This is a genomic window from Stenotrophomonas sp. PI_27 (assembly GCF_027854495.1).
GTDB classification, from domain to species: Bacteria; Pseudomonadota; Gammaproteobacteria; order Xanthomonadales; family Xanthomonadaceae; genus Stenotrophomonas; species Stenotrophomonas pavanii.
In genome coordinates this window covers 48,291-64,505 of the sequence record NZ_JAJNOF010000010.1, presented here as the reverse complement: position 1 = coordinate 64,505, position 16,215 = coordinate 48,291, and the positions used below count along the sequence as shown (strand labels likewise).

Below are 16,215 nucleotides of genomic sequence, written 5' to 3'. Positions count from 1 at the left end.
CCGGTCCTCAACGCAGCAGCAACGATGGATCGGAGCGGACCACACTGCGCACCGCCATGATGCTCGACAGCATGGCCATCACCGCGACCAGCGCCACGCAGCCCAGGATCACCATCGGCGTCAGCTGCACTGGTACGCGCTGGGTCTGCGCGATCAGCAGCACCACGGTGCTGAAGGCCGCTGCCAGCAACATGCCTACGCCGCCGATCAGCAAGGCCTGCTCGAACACCACCCGTGCCAGCGCGTAGCGACCGGCACCGAGCGCATTGAGCGTGGCGTACTCGCGCACCGAACCGGCCACCACCGAGGCGAATGACTGGTTGGTGATCACCGCACCGACGAAGCAGACGATGACCGCCATGAACAGCACCGCGATGCCGGCGCCGGTATCGAACAGCCAATATTGCTGCGAGCGGCTGGCAAACTCCGGGGCGGTCCAGAACTCGACCGGCGTCGCCTGGCCCATCGATGCAGACAGGCGATCGCGCACGTGACCGGCGAGGTCCGGCGAACGCAGGCCCGCTACGAAATAGGTACTGCCCTCGTGCGGATCCGTGCCGGCAATGGCGCGCGCGGTATCCAGCGAGGCCAGCACATTGACGCCGCCAAGGCCCCGCAGCCCCGGTTGCGCGGCGACCACGCGCACGGCCTTGCCGTTGATCCACGCGCGGTTGTTCTGCAGGTCCACGCCCAGCGTATCCAGGTCGGCGCTGTCGACGATCACCGCACCGGGCTCGCGCAGCTGTGCGCGCAGGTCGACAGGCAGGATGCGCGCGAACATCATTGCGTCGTCGCGGGTGGAGATGCCGGACAGGTACACCGACACGTTGCCGGTGCCCTGCGCGCCGGAACGCCATTCGCCGTCGACCCACTCGTAGGGCTCGACGCGGGTGACATCCGGGTCCATGCGCAGGTGGCTTTCCACGTCGGCGCTGATCGCATGGCCGTAGTTGACGCTCTGCGTACCCGGGAAACCTGCCCAGATATCGGCCGAGGATGCCTTCACGTAGATCGCGGCGGTACCAAAGATGCCCAGCACCAGCGCCGCCTGCACGATCAGCAGCACGCCGGCAAAACACATCGCCAGCACCACCGGCAGGAACCGGCGCCACTCATAGGCCAGGGTCTTGCGGGCCAGCGCGATCATTGTGATGGCTCCCCAGCTCCGGCCGGCAGCGGCGCGCCCCCGAGGGCGCGGTACAGCGAGGCGAACGCCAGCACGCGTGCGCCCTGTGCACCGATGAGATCGGCCTGCGAGGCCAGTGCGGCACGCTGCGTGTCCAGACCCTCGAACTCGCTGGACAGGCCCAGCTGCACCTGCCGCGCCTGGCGCTTGACCTGCTGGCTGGCAACATCATTGGCCGCACGCAGCGACTGGATGCTGCTGTCCTGGCGCGCCAGGCTGCCCAACGCGCCCTCCACCTCGCTCACGCCTTCCAGCACCGCCTTGCGGTAGCCCAGCAAGGCGGCATCCAGTTGCTTCTCATCGGCATGGAAGCGCGCTCGGCGCTGCCCCCAGTCCCACAGCGGAATATCGATGTACGGGCCCATCGACGGGCTGGAGTCGGAATTGGAACGGGCGTTCTGGGTGAGGTTGTAGGCGTACAGGATCGAGCCACCCAGGCTGATCCGCGGATACATCGCAGCGCGCGCCGCGCCCTTGCTGGCGGCGGCCTGCATCACTTCCGATTCGGCGAGCAGGATCTGCGGTCGATGTCGCAGCAGGTCGGCCGGGACCTGCTGCAGCGTGAAGGCACCCAGCGTCGGCGGGGTGCGGTAGGCGTGCCAGGCCGGATCCGGACGCTCGCGGCCCAGCAGCAATGCCAGCGCACGGGCGGCGTTGTCGGCGTTTTCCCGCGCCTGCGCGATGGCCGCACGGGTGGCCGCCTGCCGCGCGCGCAGCCGTTCCAGCTCGCCCGGCTCATCCAGACGCAGCCGCTGCCGGACCAGCGCCAGCTGTTCGCCGCGGTCGTCCACGGCCTGCTGTCGGGCCAGCAGATCCTGCTGGGCCTGCGCTACGGTCAGGTCGAGATAGCTGCGTACCACATCGGCGATCACCGCCACCTGTGCGGCATTGCGCAGGGCCACGGCGTTGCCGGCCGAGGCCTGAGCGCTCAACTGCGCGCTCTCGGCTGCACCGAACAGGCCCAGGTCCCAGATCGCTTCGATGCCAGCATGGAAGTAGGTGTCGACAGCGGCAGCGTCCTGTACCTGCTTGGCGCTGGCGGTGATTTCCGGCAGGAAGCGCGAATCGGAGGTACCGGCGACGATCCGTACGGCCTGCAGCCGCAACGTCGCCTGCTGCAGGTCCAGATTGCCGGCGATGGCCTGATCGACCAGGCCATCCAGCGCCGGGTCGGACAACACTTTCCACCACTGCCTGGCGTCCACCGCCACGCCCTGCCCCTGCGGCACCTGGGTCCAGGCGGTGGGTGTGCGGTCAGGCAGGTCCGGAACCGGTACCGACATGCAGCCGGCCAGCGCCAGGCATGCAAACAATGCGCCGGGCCGCAGCAGCCCCTGCAGGGAGAATGCTCGCCCGGTCCTGGGCACCGCCACTGGAGTGATACGCCTGACCACCAGCCCGCCAACGTGTAGAAGGAGCATGAAGGCTACCGTGCGATTGTGGAGCGAACATGGAGAAATGGTCCGAAAACGGTCACAACACGCGTGCGGTTCAGGCAACGATGGCGCAGGCCTTTCGCCAGCCTTTCACTGCCTGCAGCAGGCGGAACACTGATGCAGATTCCAGGTCATTGCCTCTTGCAGCAGCCACCTCGCGCCAGGGCTTCCGATCGTCCCCACGATCGCTGCGCCCCCGTCATGCCGATTGCGACGCAAATGTCGGAATCGCCCCCAGGGGCAGACTTACCACGCCCACCATGAAAATGTCGTGGCCCGACTGTAGCGACCCGCGTGGCCAACGCCATGACAAACGAAAAACGCCCCCTTGCGGGAGCGTTTTTCTGAATCTGGAGCGGGAAACGAGACTCGAACTCGCGACCTCAACCTTGGCAAGGTTGCGCTCTACCAACTGAGCTATTCCCGCAGATTTCGTTCGACCTGCGTCGAAGGAGCGCTATTGTGTCGGGATTGCTGCACGGCGTCAACCGGAATTTTCACCTGTGCCACGGAGTAGCGTTCAGGCGCTTGGCCTTGGCTTCAGGCACGCAGGCCACGGCGGTGGAAGTAGACCTGCTCGGCAATGCGACGCGTGGCCGCCGTGTGCAGCAGCGCGTTGAGCGGCCAGTCGGCCTGCAGATGGTCCATCGCCCAGCGCAGCAGGCGCTTGCCATGGAAGGCCGGCGCCACCTGCCGCGCCACCCGTTCGGCGTCCGGCCCCTGGCCACGCAGATGCCGGGCAATCGCCTCGCCGACGGCCCAGCCGTGCCGCCACGAAGAGTGGATGCCCCCGGCGGACAGCGGCGAGACGATGCCCGCGGCGTCGCCGGTCAGGATCACGCGCTGGCCGGTGATCGGCCCATCCGGCCGGCCGCAGGGCACCAGCCCTGCGCGGGTGCCCGAGGGACGCGCCGAAGGCGGAATGCCGACCCCATCGCGCACGTGGTCGAGGAAGCCATCGATATCCGGCGGCCGTACCTGTTGCGGGTCATGACGCAGCGCCAATCCGACCTGCAGGCCGGTTGGATTCTGCGCGACCCAACCGATATAACCCGGCGCGTAGCGCTTGCTGACAAAGCAATGCAGCGCATTGCCCTGCGCCACCTGCAGGCCGGCGAACTCGCGCTCGACGCCGTAGAGGGTGTCGCGCACCTGGCCAAGGCCGGTGCGCTGGGCCACGCGTGAGCGTGCGCCGTCGGCGCCGACCAGATAGGCGCAGCGCCCTGCCCCTTCCACCTGCCAGCCGTCACCACAGCGACGAGCGTCGGTGAAGGACTGCTGCAGGCGCAGGTCGACACCGTTCGCGCGCAGTTCGCTGGCCAGCCAACGCATCACGTTCGGCGTATCGGTGGTGAGGAAGTAATAGCCCGGCGCGGCCAGCAACACGCTGCGCAGGTTCGGCGCATACAGGCGCACGTTGGCAACGCGCTGCACGAGGTGCTCGGGCATGCGCCCAAGCCAGGTCTGCTCCATCGCCTCTTTCACCACGATGCCGGTGGTGTGCAGGCGCTCGCCGGGGTCGGCCTTGCGTTCCAGCACGCAGACGCGCAGACCGTACTGGGCGGCAGCCAGTGCGCAGGCGGCACCGGCGAAACTGGCGCCGACGATGATGACGTCGTGGTCGTAGGCGGAGGGAGTGTGAGGCATTGCGGCATCGCCGTGGAGAATCGGAGATGCAGCTTCGAACTGCCGCGTGGCGAGCCGAAGGAGTGGCGGTGAAGTGGGGATGAAGCGAAGAACGCGCAAACGAAAAACGCCCCCTTGCGGGAGCGTTTTTCTTGAGTCTGGAGCGGGAAACGAGACTCGAACTCGCGACCTCAACCTTGGCAAGGTTGCGCTCTACCAACTGAGCTATTCCCGCTTGGGAGGCGAAATTCTACCTATTCTGGGAATGGCGTCAAGCGGTTTTTTCGGGGCCTGCGAGGCGCCTTGCGCCGCGTATCCACGCATGGCGTGGATCTACTACAGCTTCCCCGCACACCGATGGATCCACGTCCTTCGTGGATGCAGCATTTCCAGTGGATCCACGCCATGCATGGATGGCAGCAACCGTGGTGTCAGAGCCCTTTCCTGCGGAAAGGGATCCGACCCCAGGCTCAGTTGCCCAGCTTCTTCTGCCGCGAGCGCTCGCGCGCGGCACGCTCATCTTCGCGCAGGCTCGGCCAGGCAGCGTGCAGGTACTGCAGGCCCGACCACAGCGTCAGCACCGCGGCGATGGCCAGGGTCCAGTCACCGATGTGGAACACCGGCCAGCCCATCCAGATGTCCTGCACCGGCACGTTCGGCGCCACCGAGTACAGCAGGCACAGCAGCGCGACCATCTGCGCGGTGGTCTTGATCTTGCCGATCATCGCCACGCGCACCTTGGCGCGCTGGCCCAGCTCGGCCATCCATTCGCGCAGCGCCGACACCGCGATCTCGCGGCCGACGATCACCGCCGCCCAGAACGCCATCCACGGCGTCGGGTGGCCCTGCACGATCAGGAACAGCGCCACTGCCACCATCAGCTTGTCCGCGACCGGGTCGAGGAAGGCGCCGAAGGCCGACTCCAGCTGGTAACGGCGTGCGATCCAGCCGTCGAGCCAGTCGGTGATCGCGGCCAGGCCGAAGATCGCCGCCGAAGCGAAGTTGGTCCAGGTATAGGGCAGGTAGAACACCAGCACCAGCACCGGGATCATCACGATCCGCAACAACGTCAGCCAGGTGGGCAGGGTCAACTTCATGCTTGCGTGCTTCTCTCTCTACTCGGCCGCATCGGGCGTGGCCAACCCGTGCAGGTTAGCGTAGATGCGTGCCGCGAGGGCGTCATTGATGCCTTCCACCTTGGCGATTTCGGCTTCGCCGGCCGCTTTCAGGCCCACCAGGCCACCGAAATGCTTGAGCAGGCTGGCCCGGCGGCGCGGCCCGATGCCGGGGATATCCTCCAGCTTGCTGGTCATCCGCGCCTTCTGGCGGCGGCCGCGATGACCGGTGATGGCGAAGCGGTGGGCTTCATCGCGAACCTGCTGGATGAACTGCAGCGCCGGGTTGGCCGCGCCCGGGCGCAGCTCGCGTCCATCGGGCATCACCAGCGCTTCGTGGCCTGCGCGGCGCTCCACGCCCTTGGCCACGCCCACCAGCAGCACCCCTTCCACGCCCAGGTCGGCCAGTGCGGCCTCGGCCTGCGCCAGCTGGCCGGCGCCACCGTCGATCAGCAGGACGTCCGGCAGCACGCCCTGCTCCTCCACGGCGCGGCGGAAACGGCGATCGATGGCCTGGCGCATGGCCGCATAGTCGTCGCCCGGCTCGATGCCGCTGATGTTGAAACGGCGGTACTGCGCGCGCACCGGACCGGCGGCGTCGAACACCACGCACGAGGCCACGGTGGCCTCACCCAGCGTGTGGCTGATATCGAAGCACTCGACCCGCTTCACCGGCTCGGCCAGGCCGAGCATCTCGCGCAGTGCATCACTGCGTGCGTGCTGTGCGTTGCGGCTGTTGAGCTCGGTGGCCAGGGTCAGCTGCGCATTACGGCTGGCCAGCTCCACGTAGCCGGCGCGCTCGCCGCGCACGTTCCACCTCAGCTGCACCTTGCGCTCGGCCGAGGCCGAGAGCGCGGCGACCAGCAGGTCGGCGTCGGGAATTTCGCGGTCCAGCAGGATCTCGCGCGGCGGCTCGAACTCGATGTAGTACTGCGAAACGAACGCGGCCAGCACTTCTTCCGGGCTCTCCTCGCCATTGGTGCGGGGGAAGAACGGGCGGGTACCGAGGTTGCGGCCATCGCGGAACGCCAGCAGCAGCACGCAGGCCTGCGACCCCTGCATGGCCACCGCCAGCACGTCCAGGTCCGCGGCGCGACCGTCCACGTACTGCCGGGTCTGCATGCTGCGCAGCGAGGAAATCAGATCGCGCAGCCGCGCGGCCTGCTCGAACTCCAGCGCTTCGCTGGCGGCCTGCATCTGCTCGCCCAGCTCGCGGGTGAGCTCGTCGCTCTTGCCTTCAAGGAACAGGGCGGCACGGCGCACCGACTCGGCGTACTCCGCTGCCGGCACCAGCTCCACGCACGGCGCGCTGCAACGCCCGATCTGGTACTGCAGGCACGGCCGCGAACGGTTGCGGAACACGCTGTCCTCGCAGCTGCGCAGCTTGAACAGCTTGTGCATCAGGTTCAGCGTTTCGCGCACCGCAGTGACGCCCGGGTACGGACCGAAATAGCGGCCCGGAATGGCACGCGGGCCGCGATGCAGCGCGATGCGGGGCCAGTCCTCACGGGTCAGCAGCACATGCGGATAGGTCTTGTCGTCGCGCAGGGAGACGTTGTAGCGCGGCGACAGCGATTTGATCAGCTGGTTTTCCAGCAGCAGCGCCTCGGCTTCCGAGCGCGTCACGGTCACGTCCATGCGCGTGATCTGCGAGATCATCGACATGATCCGCGCATTCTTCGGGCTGCCGTTGAAATAGCTGCCGACACGGTTGCGCAGCGCGCGCGCCTTGCCCACGTACAGCAGCGTGTCGTCGGCGGCGTACATGCGGTACACGCCGGGTGCAGTGCTGAGCTGGGACGCGAAGGCCTTGCCGTCGAAGGCCGGGGCGGGAACGTCGGTCATTCGCTGATCGGGACTTCGCTGAGCACGCCGCTGTCGGGGTCGAATCGCAGCACGGCGTGGGCGTCGGTCTCTGCGATCCACACCGCCCCGGCACCCACCGCCAGCCCGGCCGGGCCATGCAGGCGACGCGGCAGCGGCTGGGTGGTCAACTCACCGCCGCCCAGGCGCAGCGTGCGCAGGCGGCCATTGCCGCTATCGGCAATCCACAGCAGCGGCGCCTCCGGGCTCAGCGCAATGGCCTGCGGGAACTGCAGGCTGGCCTGCGCGCGCGGCCCGTCTTCACTGCCGAAGCGCCAAGGCCCCTGCCCGACCAGGGTCTGCACCAGATCGCCGCGCAGTTGCAGCGCACGGATCGAGGATCCCAGCGCATCGGCGACGTACAGCACCTGCTGCACCACGGCCAGCGCGGTCGGCTGGGCAAAGGCCGCCAGATGGCCGCTGCCGTCGCGCTCGTCGATGGCGCCGCTGCCGGCGTGCCACTGCAGGCTGCGCTGGCCGAGGTGGTAGCTCCAGATGCGGTTGTCGCCAGCCATCGCAATGTGCAGCTGGTTGTCGGCGATGGCCAGGCCGACCGGATGGTCCAGCGAGACCTGCCGCGCCTGCGCCACCGGGCCTTCCACCGGCGCGCCGGGACGCCCGTTGCCACACAGCGTGTCGACGATGCCGGTCAGCAGGTTGATGCGGCGCACGGCATGGTTGCCGGTATCGGCCACGTACAGCGAATCGCGCTCCAGCACCAGCGCCTGCGGGCGGTGGAACGCCGCTTCGGCCAGGTTGCCATCCATGAAATCGGCGGTGCCGAGGCCGAATTGGCGCAGGATGCGGCCGCCGTGGCTGCATTCGAGAATGCGGTGATGGCCGCTGTCGGCGATGTACAGACGCTCGGTGCTGACCGCCAGCCCCAGCGGAAAACGCAGGGCCTGGCGCGGTTCCGGGTGCAGTTCGCTGCCGCCACGCGGCGGCGCCGACGGAGCGCCCTGGCACAGCGCGTTCAAGGCGCGTTCGAGTTCACCGGGTGCGCCCTGCCCGACCAGCCGTTGCTGTTCGCGACCCTGCGCATCCAGCAGCACCATGGTCGGCCAGGCGGTCACGCCGAAGCGGCGCCAGCCATCCCAGTCCGCATCGAGCAGCACCGGCATGGCCAGGCCCTGGCGGCGCAGCAGCTTCAGCGCCGCGCTGGCGTCGCGCTCGAAGTCGAAGCGCGGCACCTGCAGCACCAGCGGCTGCAGCTTGCCGGGGTGGCGCGACAACCACTGGCCGAACTCGGCCAGGCGTTGCGCACTCCAGGCCGAGGCCGCGTTGACGAACAACAGCGCGACCGGCCGACCGCGCAGTTCGGTCAGGGTGCAGGGGGTGGCATTGAGCCAGGTGGCGAACTCGGGCAGGTCCGGGACGGGCTGGACGTTCATGACCCGATTATGCCGGAGTCGGCGTCATGCAACAGTCGTGCCACTGCACGTTTTGCAGCATCGTCGACCAGCGACCAGACCTGTTCGAAATGATCGCTGCCGCCGGTGTAGGGATCGGGGATCGCTGCCCGCCCCTGCCCGCCGGACCAGGGCAGGTACAACGCCAGCCGTTCACGCTGGGCCGCCGACGCCAGGCGCCCGGCATCACGCAGGTTGGCCTCGTCGGCACACAGGACCCAGTCGAAACGGTCGAAATCCACGGCCTGCAGCTGGCGTGCGCGCAGGCCGCCGATGTCCACGCCGTGCCCGGCCGCGCAGGCGATCGCGCGGCGGTCCGGCGGCTCGCCCACGTGCCAGTCGCCGGTGCCAGCCGAATCGACCTGCACCCGCCCGGCCAGCGGCGAGGCGTCCAGGCGTGCGCGCAGCGCCCCTTCGGCCATCGGCGAACGGCAGATGTTGCCCAGGCAGACGAGCAGCAGCCTCATCGCGCGGTCGTCGTCTGCAGCAACGCCTCGGCCCGTTCCAGGTCCTCGGGCGTGTCGATGCCCGGCGGGAACGGTTCGGGCGAGATCGCCACGCTGATCGGGTAGCCCGCTTCCAGCACGCGCAGCTGCTCCAGCGATTCGACCTGCTCCAGCTGGCCCGGCGGCATCGCCGCAAACTGCTGCAGGAAACCGGCACGGTAACCGTAGATGCCGATGTGGCGCAGCCAGGCATGGCCTTCCGGCAGCGTGTCGCGGCTGCGCGCGAAACCATCACGGTGCCAGGCGATCGGTGCACGGCTGAAGTACATCGCCTCATTGCGCACGTTGCGTACCAGCTTGACTACGTTCGGGTCGAACAGGGTGTGCGCGTCCTCGACGGTCGTGGCAAGAGTCGACATCGGCGCATTGCCGGCGACCAGCGCATCGGCCACCGCGCGGATGCCGGCCGCCGGTGCGAACGGTTCGTCGCCCTGCAGGTTGACCACCACCGTGTCATCGGCCCAGCCGGCGATGCGCGCGCACTCGGCCAGCCGATCGGTGCCGGAAGCGTGCGTGGCCGCGGTCATCGCCACCTTCACTTCGGCCAGCCCGGACAGCGCATCGGCGATGCGCGGGTCGTCGGTCGCCACCCAGACCTCGCGGGCGCCAGCCTGCAGCGCGCGGCGCGCCACATGCAGCACCAGCGGCTCACCGCCCAGCAGGCGCAACGGCTTGCCGGGCAGCCGCGAGGCAGCATAGCGGGCCGGGATGGCGACGACGAATTCGGTCATGTGGGCGATACTCGGCAGGCTTGTTACAACGGGAATGCGGCCAGCGGCGCGTGAATGCAAGCGCCACCGCGCCGCTCAGTTCGGTCGCAGCTTGTCCAGGCGATCGGTCAGCGCCACCCAGAACGCGGCGGGCAACTCGGCGCGCAGCGGAACCGCGTAGTGCCAGTCGTTGCCGAACGCACGGCATTTCACCGCGTCCTTCTCGGTCATCAGGACCGGCAGCTGGCTGCCGAAGGACAGGTCCTGCGGCTGGTAGGCCTGGTGGTCGGCGAACGCATGCGGCACCACGCCGATCCCGCGCGCGCGCAGCATGTCGAAGAAGCGTTGCGGATGCGCGATGCCGGCCACCGCATGCACGCGTTGGCCCTTGAAATATGCCAGCGGGCGCGCGCGGCCACCAGCCAGTGGCTGCGCACTGTCGATGTGCAGCGCCATCGGCCACTGGCCGAAGCCACAGGCCTGTGCCGCCGTCTCCTCATCGGCCTGGCCGAGGTTGACCACGCGGAAATCGCAATCGCTGGCGCGGCTGACCGGCTCGCGCAGCGGCCCGGCCGGAATCATCCGGCCATTGCCGTAGCGACGCTGCGCATCGACCACTTCGATCTCGATGTCGCGCGCCAGGCGATAGTGCTGCAGGCCGTCGTCGCAGACGATCACATCGCAGCCGGCCTCGACCAGCGCCTTGCCGGCCGCAACCCGATCACGGTCCACGCGCACCGGCACGCCGGTCTTCCAGGCGATCAGCACCGGCTCGTCACCGCCCTTGGCGGTCGGCGTATCGGCCTGCACCCACAGCGGTTTGTCGGCGTCTTCGCGACCGTAGCCGCGGCTGGCCACGCCGGGCTTCCAGCCGGCCGCGCGCAGGCGTTCGACCAGGGCGATGGTCAGCGGCGTCTTGCCGGTACCGCCGGCGGTGATGTTGCCGACCACGATGACCGGCACCGGCAGCGCGTGACGCTTGCGCCAGCCACGCCGATAGGCGCGCCGCCGCAGCGCGGTGACACCCGCGTACAGGGGCGCCAGCAGGCGCATGGCCCACGGAACCGGGGTGCCGTCATACCAGTACGGCGGGGTCTGGGTGCCCTTGCCGGCCATCAGTCCTGCCTTTCGCGGAACTGCATGCTGTGCAGGTGCTGGTACAGGCCGCCCAGCTCGAGCAGCTCCTTGTGGGTGCCACGCTCGACGATGCGGCCATGGTCCATCACCAGCACCTGGTCGGCGTGCTCGATGGTCGACAGGCGGTGCGCGATGACCAGCGTGGTGCGCTCCGGCATGAGGCGCTGCAGCGCATCCTGCACCAGGCGCTCGGACTCGTTGTCCAGTGCCGCAGTGGCTTCGTCGAGGATCAGGATCGGGGCGTCGCGTAGGATCGCGCGGGCAATCGCCAGGCGCTGGCGCTGGCCACCGGACAGCAGTGCGCCGTTCTCGCCGACCGGGGTCTGCAGCTGCTGCGGCATGCGTGCAATGAACTCCCAGGCATTGGCTGCTTCGGCCGCCGCACGGATCTGCTCATCGGTCGCCTCCATGCCATAGGCAATGTTGGCGGCGATGGTGTCATCGAACAGCATCACCTTCTGCCCGACGATCGCCACCTGCCGGCGCAGGTCGGCCAGCGGATAGTCATCCAGGGCCACGCCATCGAGGGTGATGACGCCGCCAGTGGGCTCGTAGAAGCGCGGAACCAGCCGGATCAGGCTGGTCTTGCCACTGCCGGAGCGGCCGACAATGGCCGTCACCGTGCCCGGCCTGGCGACGAAACTGATGTCGTCCAGGGCGATGCCACTGTCTTCGCGGTAGCGCAGCATGACGTGGTCGAACGCCAGCTCGCCCCGTACGCGCTGGACGCGCTGCTGGCCGTCGTCGCGCTCCACCGGCATGTCGAGGATGCCGAACAGGCGCTCGGCGGCGGAGACGCCGCGCGAAATCGAGGTCTGTACGCTGGTCAGTCGGCGCAGCGAGGGAATGATGGCCATCATCGAGGTCATCAGGCCCATGAACTGGCCGGCATTGAGGCGGCCGGCCAGGGCTTCGCGGGTCGACACCCAGACGATCACCGCCAGCGCCAGTGCGGCCAGGAACTGCACCACGCTGGACGCGGCGGCGCGGGTGACCTCGACCTTCATGTTCAGCGCCAGCATGCGGTTGGCCAGGCGCGAGTAGCGCGAGATCTCATGCTGCTGGGTGCCGTGCACCTTCACTTCCTGCTGCGCGGCCAGCGACTGCTCGGCAGTCTGCGCCATCGTGCCCATGCCGTCCTGGATGCCGCGGCTGATGCGACGGTAGCGCTTGCCCACGTAGGACACGATGCCACCGATCAGCGGCACCACCAGCAGCATCGCCAGGGTTACCTTGACGCTCATCTGCAGCATCACCGCCAGCATCGCGATGATGGTGAGGGTGTCGGCCACCACGGTCTTCAGCGCGTCGGCGCTGGCCTGGGTGACCTGTTCGGTATCGAAGTTGAGGCGGCTGACCATCACCGGCGTCGCTTCGGTATCGAAGTGCGACGACGGCAGGTGCAGGTACTTCTGCAGCACCTGCTCACGCAGGTCGCGGACCACGCTGCGGCCGGTCTTGGCCAGCGTGTAGTCGCTGACCCAGGTGGCCAGGCTGCGCATCAGGAACAGGCCGAGGATGGTCAGCGGCAGCACCACGGCCGCGCGCGGCTGCGGATCGACGAAACCCTCGTTGACCAGCGGCTCCATCAGCTTGGTGAAGTGATAGCCGGCCAGGGCTTCGACCACCATGGCGATGACCGCGCCCACCATGAACACCCAGTAGGTGCGGGTGTAGCCCAGCAGACGTTTGTAGATCGGCCACACCGGCGCGTGATGGGAACTCATGGACGCACCTCTGGCGCAGTTGCAATGGCGATACGACGGAAACCGAGCTGACCGAGCGCGTCCTGCGCAGTCACCACGGCCTGGTAGGGGGTGCGTGCGTCGGCGCGCAGCAGCACCGGCTGGCTGCGGTCGCTGCCGGCGACCGATGCGATGGTCTGCTTGACCGACTCGACATCGCTGCGCAGCACTTCCTGGTCATTGATGAAATAGCGGCCTTCGGCGTTGATCAGCACGCTGAGCGAGCGCGGCGGCTCGTTGCTGGGCTGCTGGCTGGCGGTCGGCAGCTGCACCTGCAGCGTCGAGCGCGCATCGAAGGTGGTGGTGACCACGAAGAAGATGATCAGCACCAGGATGACGTCGATCAGCGGGACCAGATCGATATGCGGCTCATCCTGGGATCGGTCATTGCCGATACGCATCGATCAGGCCTTCGCCGTGGCAGCGTGGGCCGGTCGCGCCGGCGCGGCCGGGTTCATCACCCCGGGGCGACCGTCGAGCGTGTCCAGCAGGGCACTGGCTTCCTGTTCCATTTCCACCACATAGCCGTGGATCCGACCCTTGAAATAGCGATGGAACATCAGCGCCGGGATGGCCACGATCATGCCGGTGGCCGTGCACACCAGCGCCTTGCCGATGCCGCCGGCCAGCTGGTTCACGTCGCCCACGCCATGGTCGAGGATGCCCAGGAACATCTGGATCATGCCGATCACGGTGCCCAGCAGGCCCAGCAGCGGGCCGGCCGAGGCGATGGTGCCCAGCGCGTTGAGGAAGCGCTCCATGCGGTGCACCAGGTGGCGCCCGGTGTCCTCGATCCGCTCACGGATCTGGTCGCGCGGGCGGTTGCGGGCTTCCAGCGCAGCGGCCAGCAGCGCGCCCAGCGGCGAGTTGGCGCGCAGGGTCTGCAGGTGCGCCGGGTCGAGCTTGCCGCGTGCGGCCCAGTTGCGCACTTCCTGGCCAAGCCCGGGCGGCAGCACTTCCGTTCGCCGCAGGGACCAGAAACGCTCCAGGATGATCGCCAAAGCCAGTACGCCCAACAGCAGCAGCGGCACCATCGGCCAGCCACCGGCCTTGACCAGTTCCCACACGCTTCAACCCTCCGGCCCAACGGCCGCTTGTTCGATCGACGATAGGATAGCAGCCGACCGCGCCCGCCCAGCGGCATCCCACCACCGGGATGCATGGATGCGCTGTTCACGCAGCTGCAGCCCTTGTGCGCCAAGCCATACGCGGATCGCCCCGGACTCCGCGGTGGACACCACCTCGGCGCCCTGCGCCTGCCAGCGCCGGACCACGTCTCGACGCGGGTGGCCGAAGCGGTTCTGGTGCCCGGCCGAGACCAGCGCCAACCGTGGTGCCACCGCGGCCACCCACGGGGCACTGGAACTGCCCCCGCTGCCATGGTGCGGCACCAGCACCACGTCGGCCTTCAGCGCCGCCGGAGACGCCCGCAACAGCGCCTGTTCGGCCGGACGGCCGATGTCGCCGGGCAACAGGACCACGCCATGGGCGCTGGCCACGCGCAGCACGCAGCTGTCCTCGTTTTCGGCCCGCCGGCTGCCGGGATCCGGGTGCAGCACGTGGAAATCGACCCCGTCCCAGCGCCAGCTCATGCCCCGCTGGCAACGCCCCGCTCCGGTGATCGAGCTGCCCGGCGGCGCCAGCAGTGGCAGTGCCGGCAGCTGTAGCCGCAGACCCGGCAGGTTGCCCGCGTGATCCAGGTCATCGTGGCTGAGCAGTACGCGGTCAGGCGGCGCCTGGCCGAGTGCCCGCAGTGCCGGAACCAGAGTCCGCTCGCTCCCTTCGCTCCCGCTCGGCGGCCCGACGTCATACCAGAGTGCATGCCGCGCGGTGCGCAGCAACACCGCCGTGCCCTGGCCGACATCGTGCAGCAGCAGCTCCAGCTCTCCCTCGGCCGGCCGCTCGCGCAACGGCCACAACAGCGGCAGGCACAACAGCAGGCCAGCCAGCCCGCCGCCGGCACCCCGTGGCAGCAGCCACCAGAACACCCCCAGCAGCGCCGCCGGCACTGCCCAGGCCGGTGCCTCGGCCAACCACCACATCGCCTGCGGATGCGCCGAGAGAGGCTGCAGGGCCTGCCAGCTGACCTCGAACAGCCACGCCGCCGCACGCCAGGCCCAGCGCCCGGCCCCGTCATGCAGCACCTGCAGGGCGGTACCCAGCAGCGACAGCGGCACCACCAGCAAGGTCCACCAGGGAATGACCGGCAGGTTCACCAGCGGCCCCAGCCAGGCGGTGCCACCGAACAGGGCGATGCCCAACGGCAACAGGCCGACGCTGGCCACGCCCTGCACGGCCAGGAACCCGCGCAGGTTGGCGGCCATCCCGCGCGGACGTCCCTGTGGCAGGCACCACGCCAGCCACAGCACGCCGCCGAAGCTGAGCCAGAAGCCCGCTGACAGCACCGACAGGGGCGCCGGCAGCAGCAGCGCCAGCGCCGCCAGCGCGAGTCCCTGCACGAGACCGAGCGGGCGCCGCCCGCTACGCGCCAGGGCCACCAGCCCGATCATCAGCGCCGTGCGCACGGTCGGCAATTCACCGCCGGCCAGCACTGCATAGCCCGCCGCGGACAGCGCCGCGGCGCAGGCCGCCGCCTGTGGACGCGGCCAATGCCGGGCCAGCAGGGGGCACAGCCACCACAGCCCTCGGCACAGCAACGCCCCCAGCCCCGCCACCACCCCGACATGGAACCCGGAAATGGCGATCAGGTGGGTCAGCCCCAGCGCCCGCAACTGATCCCAATCGGTGTCGGACAGGCCGCGCGTATCGCCCAGGGCGAGCGCCTGCACGAAGCGCGCGGCGGGATGGGCCACCTGCAGGGCGATGGCGGCGCTGGTGCGCTCACGCCATGCCGGCAGGCCGCGCGCAGACTGCAGCGCGTGGGCACTGGCCGGCGCCCTCACCGTTCCAGTGCCAGCCACGCCACGCAGCAGCGCATGGCGCTCGCTGTCAAACCCCCCGGGATTGATCCGCGAGCGAGGGGCCCGCACACGCAGCGCCAACCGCCACTGCGCACCGGCCAGGACCTGCCTGCGACGTCCCTCGGCAGCGGCGCTGCCCTGCCAGCCGTCGTTCCAGGTGACCTGCAGGCGCTTGCCGCGCAGCGATGGCAGTTCGCTGCTCTCACTGACCTGCAGCAGGAAGCGGGCGCGCGTGTCGGCATGATCCGGCAGATCGATGACCCGGCCACTGACCACCACATCCCGAGCCGGCTGGCCCGGTGGCAGCTGGTCCTGCAATGCCCAGTGCCCGTGCAGCGCTGCCCAGCCGGCACCGAACAGCACGACCGCCGGCAGGCGCCCGCGCCAGCGCAGGCCCCACCCCGCCATGCCAAGCACGACCATCACCGTGCAGACCCACAGCGGCGGCAGCTGCGGCAGCTGCACGCAGGCCAACGCCCCCAGTGTCAGCGCGGCAGCGCAGCCACTGCCCAGCAAGGGAGACGGGAAACGCTCGGCGGCCATGACGCCAGAGTGCCGCCG

The 16,215-nt window shown here is 69.0% G+C and carries 13 protein-coding genes and 2 tRNA genes; all 15 read right to left on the bottom strand.

Annotated features, from left to right (window positions below; genetic code table 11):
- Positions 1-7 precede the first annotated feature (7 nt).
- The 15 genes from LRM18_RS13890 to LRM18_RS13820 all read right to left on the bottom strand — a co-directional run bounded on the left by LRM18_RS13890 (position 8) and on the right by LRM18_RS13820 (position 16,197).
- Positions 8-1,147: an ABC transporter permease gene (locus LRM18_RS13890; RefSeq protein ID WP_206632061.1), complete on the bottom strand. Its 1,140-nt coding sequence runs from the start codon at positions 1,145-1,147 to the stop codon at positions 8-10.
- The gene (locus tag LRM18_RS13885) at positions 1,144-2,607 is read right to left on the bottom strand and encodes an efflux transporter outer membrane subunit (protein WP_270954842.1); all 1,464 of its coding nucleotides are present in this window, start codon (positions 2,605-2,607) and stop codon (positions 1,144-1,146) included. The genes LRM18_RS13890 and LRM18_RS13885 overlap by 4 nt, the downstream gene beginning before the upstream one ends.
- Positions 2,608-2,973: 366 nt before the next feature.
- Positions 2,974-3,049, bottom strand: a tRNA-Gly gene (locus LRM18_RS13880).
- Positions 3,050-3,162: 113 nt separating this feature from the next.
- Positions 3,163-4,269 (bottom strand): NAD(P)/FAD-dependent oxidoreductase, encoded by a 1,107-nt coding sequence (locus LRM18_RS13875; RefSeq protein ID WP_270954841.1) that lies wholly within the window; start codon positions 4,267-4,269, stop codon positions 3,163-3,165.
- A 138-nt stretch (positions 4,270-4,407) separates the two neighbouring features.
- Positions 4,408-4,483 (bottom strand) — tRNA-Gly (locus LRM18_RS13870).
- Positions 4,484-4,718: 235 nt separating this feature from the next.
- Positions 4,719-5,345, bottom strand: a complete 627-nt coding sequence (pgsA, locus tag LRM18_RS13865; protein WP_049464736.1) for a CDP-diacylglycerol--glycerol-3-phosphate 3-phosphatidyltransferase — start codon at positions 5,343-5,345, stop codon at positions 4,719-4,721.
- Positions 5,346-5,363: 18 nt separating this feature from the next.
- Positions 5,364-7,208 (bottom strand): excinuclease ABC subunit UvrC, encoded by a 1,845-nt coding sequence (gene uvrC / locus LRM18_RS13860; RefSeq protein ID WP_049464739.1) that lies wholly within the window; start codon positions 7,206-7,208, stop codon positions 5,364-5,366.
- Positions 7,205-8,617 (bottom strand): hypothetical protein, encoded by a 1,413-nt coding sequence (locus tag LRM18_RS13855; protein ID WP_270954840.1) that lies wholly within the window; start codon positions 8,615-8,617, stop codon positions 7,205-7,207. The genes uvrC and LRM18_RS13855 overlap by 4 nt, the downstream gene beginning before the upstream one ends.
- Entirely contained in the window at positions 8,614-9,102 is a 489-nt protein-coding gene (locus tag LRM18_RS13850) for a low molecular weight protein-tyrosine-phosphatase (protein WP_053463481.1), read from the bottom strand. Before LRM18_RS13850 ends, LRM18_RS13855 begins: the two co-directional genes overlap by 4 nt.
- Complete coding sequence (kdsB, locus tag LRM18_RS13845; protein WP_270954839.1) at positions 9,099-9,872, bottom strand: 3-deoxy-manno-octulosonate cytidylyltransferase; 774 nt, start codon at positions 9,870-9,872, stop codon at positions 9,099-9,101. Before kdsB ends, LRM18_RS13850 begins: the two co-directional genes overlap by 4 nt.
- 75 nt (positions 9,873-9,947) lie before the next feature.
- Positions 9,948-10,967 (bottom strand): tetraacyldisaccharide 4'-kinase, encoded by a 1,020-nt coding sequence (gene lpxK, locus LRM18_RS13840; protein ID WP_270954838.1) that lies wholly within the window; start codon positions 10,965-10,967, stop codon positions 9,948-9,950.
- A complete protein-coding gene (gene msbA / locus LRM18_RS13835) occupies positions 10,967-12,715 on the bottom strand; it encodes a lipid A export permease/ATP-binding protein MsbA (protein ID WP_057493616.1) in 1,749 nt (582 codons plus the stop codon). Before msbA ends, lpxK begins: the two co-directional genes overlap by 1 nt.
- A complete protein-coding gene (locus tag LRM18_RS13830; protein ID WP_019658998.1) occupies positions 12,712-13,134 on the bottom strand; it encodes a biopolymer transporter ExbD in 423 nt (140 codons plus the stop codon). Before LRM18_RS13830 ends, msbA begins: the two co-directional genes overlap by 4 nt.
- A 3-nt stretch (positions 13,135-13,137) precedes the next feature.
- Positions 13,138-13,800 carry a MotA/TolQ/ExbB proton channel family protein gene (locus tag LRM18_RS13825; protein ID WP_019658999.1) on the bottom strand — a complete coding sequence of 221 codons (663 nt, stop codon included), beginning with the start codon at positions 13,798-13,800 and terminating at the stop codon, positions 13,138-13,140.
- A 3-nt stretch (positions 13,801-13,803) separates the two neighbouring features.
- A complete protein-coding gene (locus LRM18_RS13820) occupies positions 13,804-16,197 on the bottom strand; it encodes a DNA internalization-related competence protein ComEC/Rec2 (protein WP_270954837.1) in 2,394 nt (797 codons plus the stop codon).
- Positions 16,198-16,215 lie beyond the last annotated feature (18 nt).

Bases quoted from the DNA above. Each gene is read 5' to 3' on its own strand.
- LRM18_RS13890 (WP_206632061.1), bottom strand. From the start codon at position 1,147: ATGATCGCGCTGGCCCGCAAGACCCTGGCCTATGAGTGGCGCCGGTTC.
- LRM18_RS13885 (WP_270954842.1), bottom strand. From the start codon at position 2,607: ATGCTCCTTCTACACGTTGGCGGGCTGGTGGTCAGGCGTATCACTCCA.
- LRM18_RS13875 (WP_270954841.1), bottom strand. From the start codon at position 4,269: ATGCCTCACACTCCCTCCGCCTACGACCACGACGTCATCATCGTCGGC.
- pgsA (WP_049464736.1), bottom strand. From the start codon at position 5,345: ATGAAGTTGACCCTGCCCACCTGGCTGACGTTGTTGCGGATCGTGATG.
- uvrC (WP_049464739.1), bottom strand. From the start codon at position 7,208: ATGACCGACGTTCCCGCCCCGGCCTTCGACGGCAAGGCCTTCGCGTCC.
- LRM18_RS13855 (WP_270954840.1), bottom strand. From the start codon at position 8,617: ATGAACGTCCAGCCCGTCCCGGACCTGCCCGAGTTCGCCACCTGGCTC.
- LRM18_RS13850 (WP_053463481.1), bottom strand. From the start codon at position 9,102: ATGAGGCTGCTGCTCGTCTGCCTGGGCAACATCTGCCGTTCGCCGATG.
- kdsB (WP_270954839.1), bottom strand. From the start codon at position 9,872: ATGACCGAATTCGTCGTCGCCATCCCGGCCCGCTATGCTGCCTCGCGG.
- lpxK (WP_270954838.1), bottom strand. From the start codon at position 10,967: ATGGCCGGCAAGGGCACCCAGACCCCGCCGTACTGGTATGACGGCACC.
- msbA (WP_057493616.1), bottom strand. From the start codon at position 12,715: ATGAGTTCCCATCACGCGCCGGTGTGGCCGATCTACAAACGTCTGCTG.
- LRM18_RS13830 (WP_019658998.1), bottom strand. From the start codon at position 13,134: ATGCGTATCGGCAATGACCGATCCCAGGATGAGCCGCATATCGATCTG.
- LRM18_RS13820 (WP_270954837.1), bottom strand. From the start codon at position 16,197: ATGGCCGCCGAGCGTTTCCCGTCTCCCTTGCTGGGCAGTGGCTGCGCT.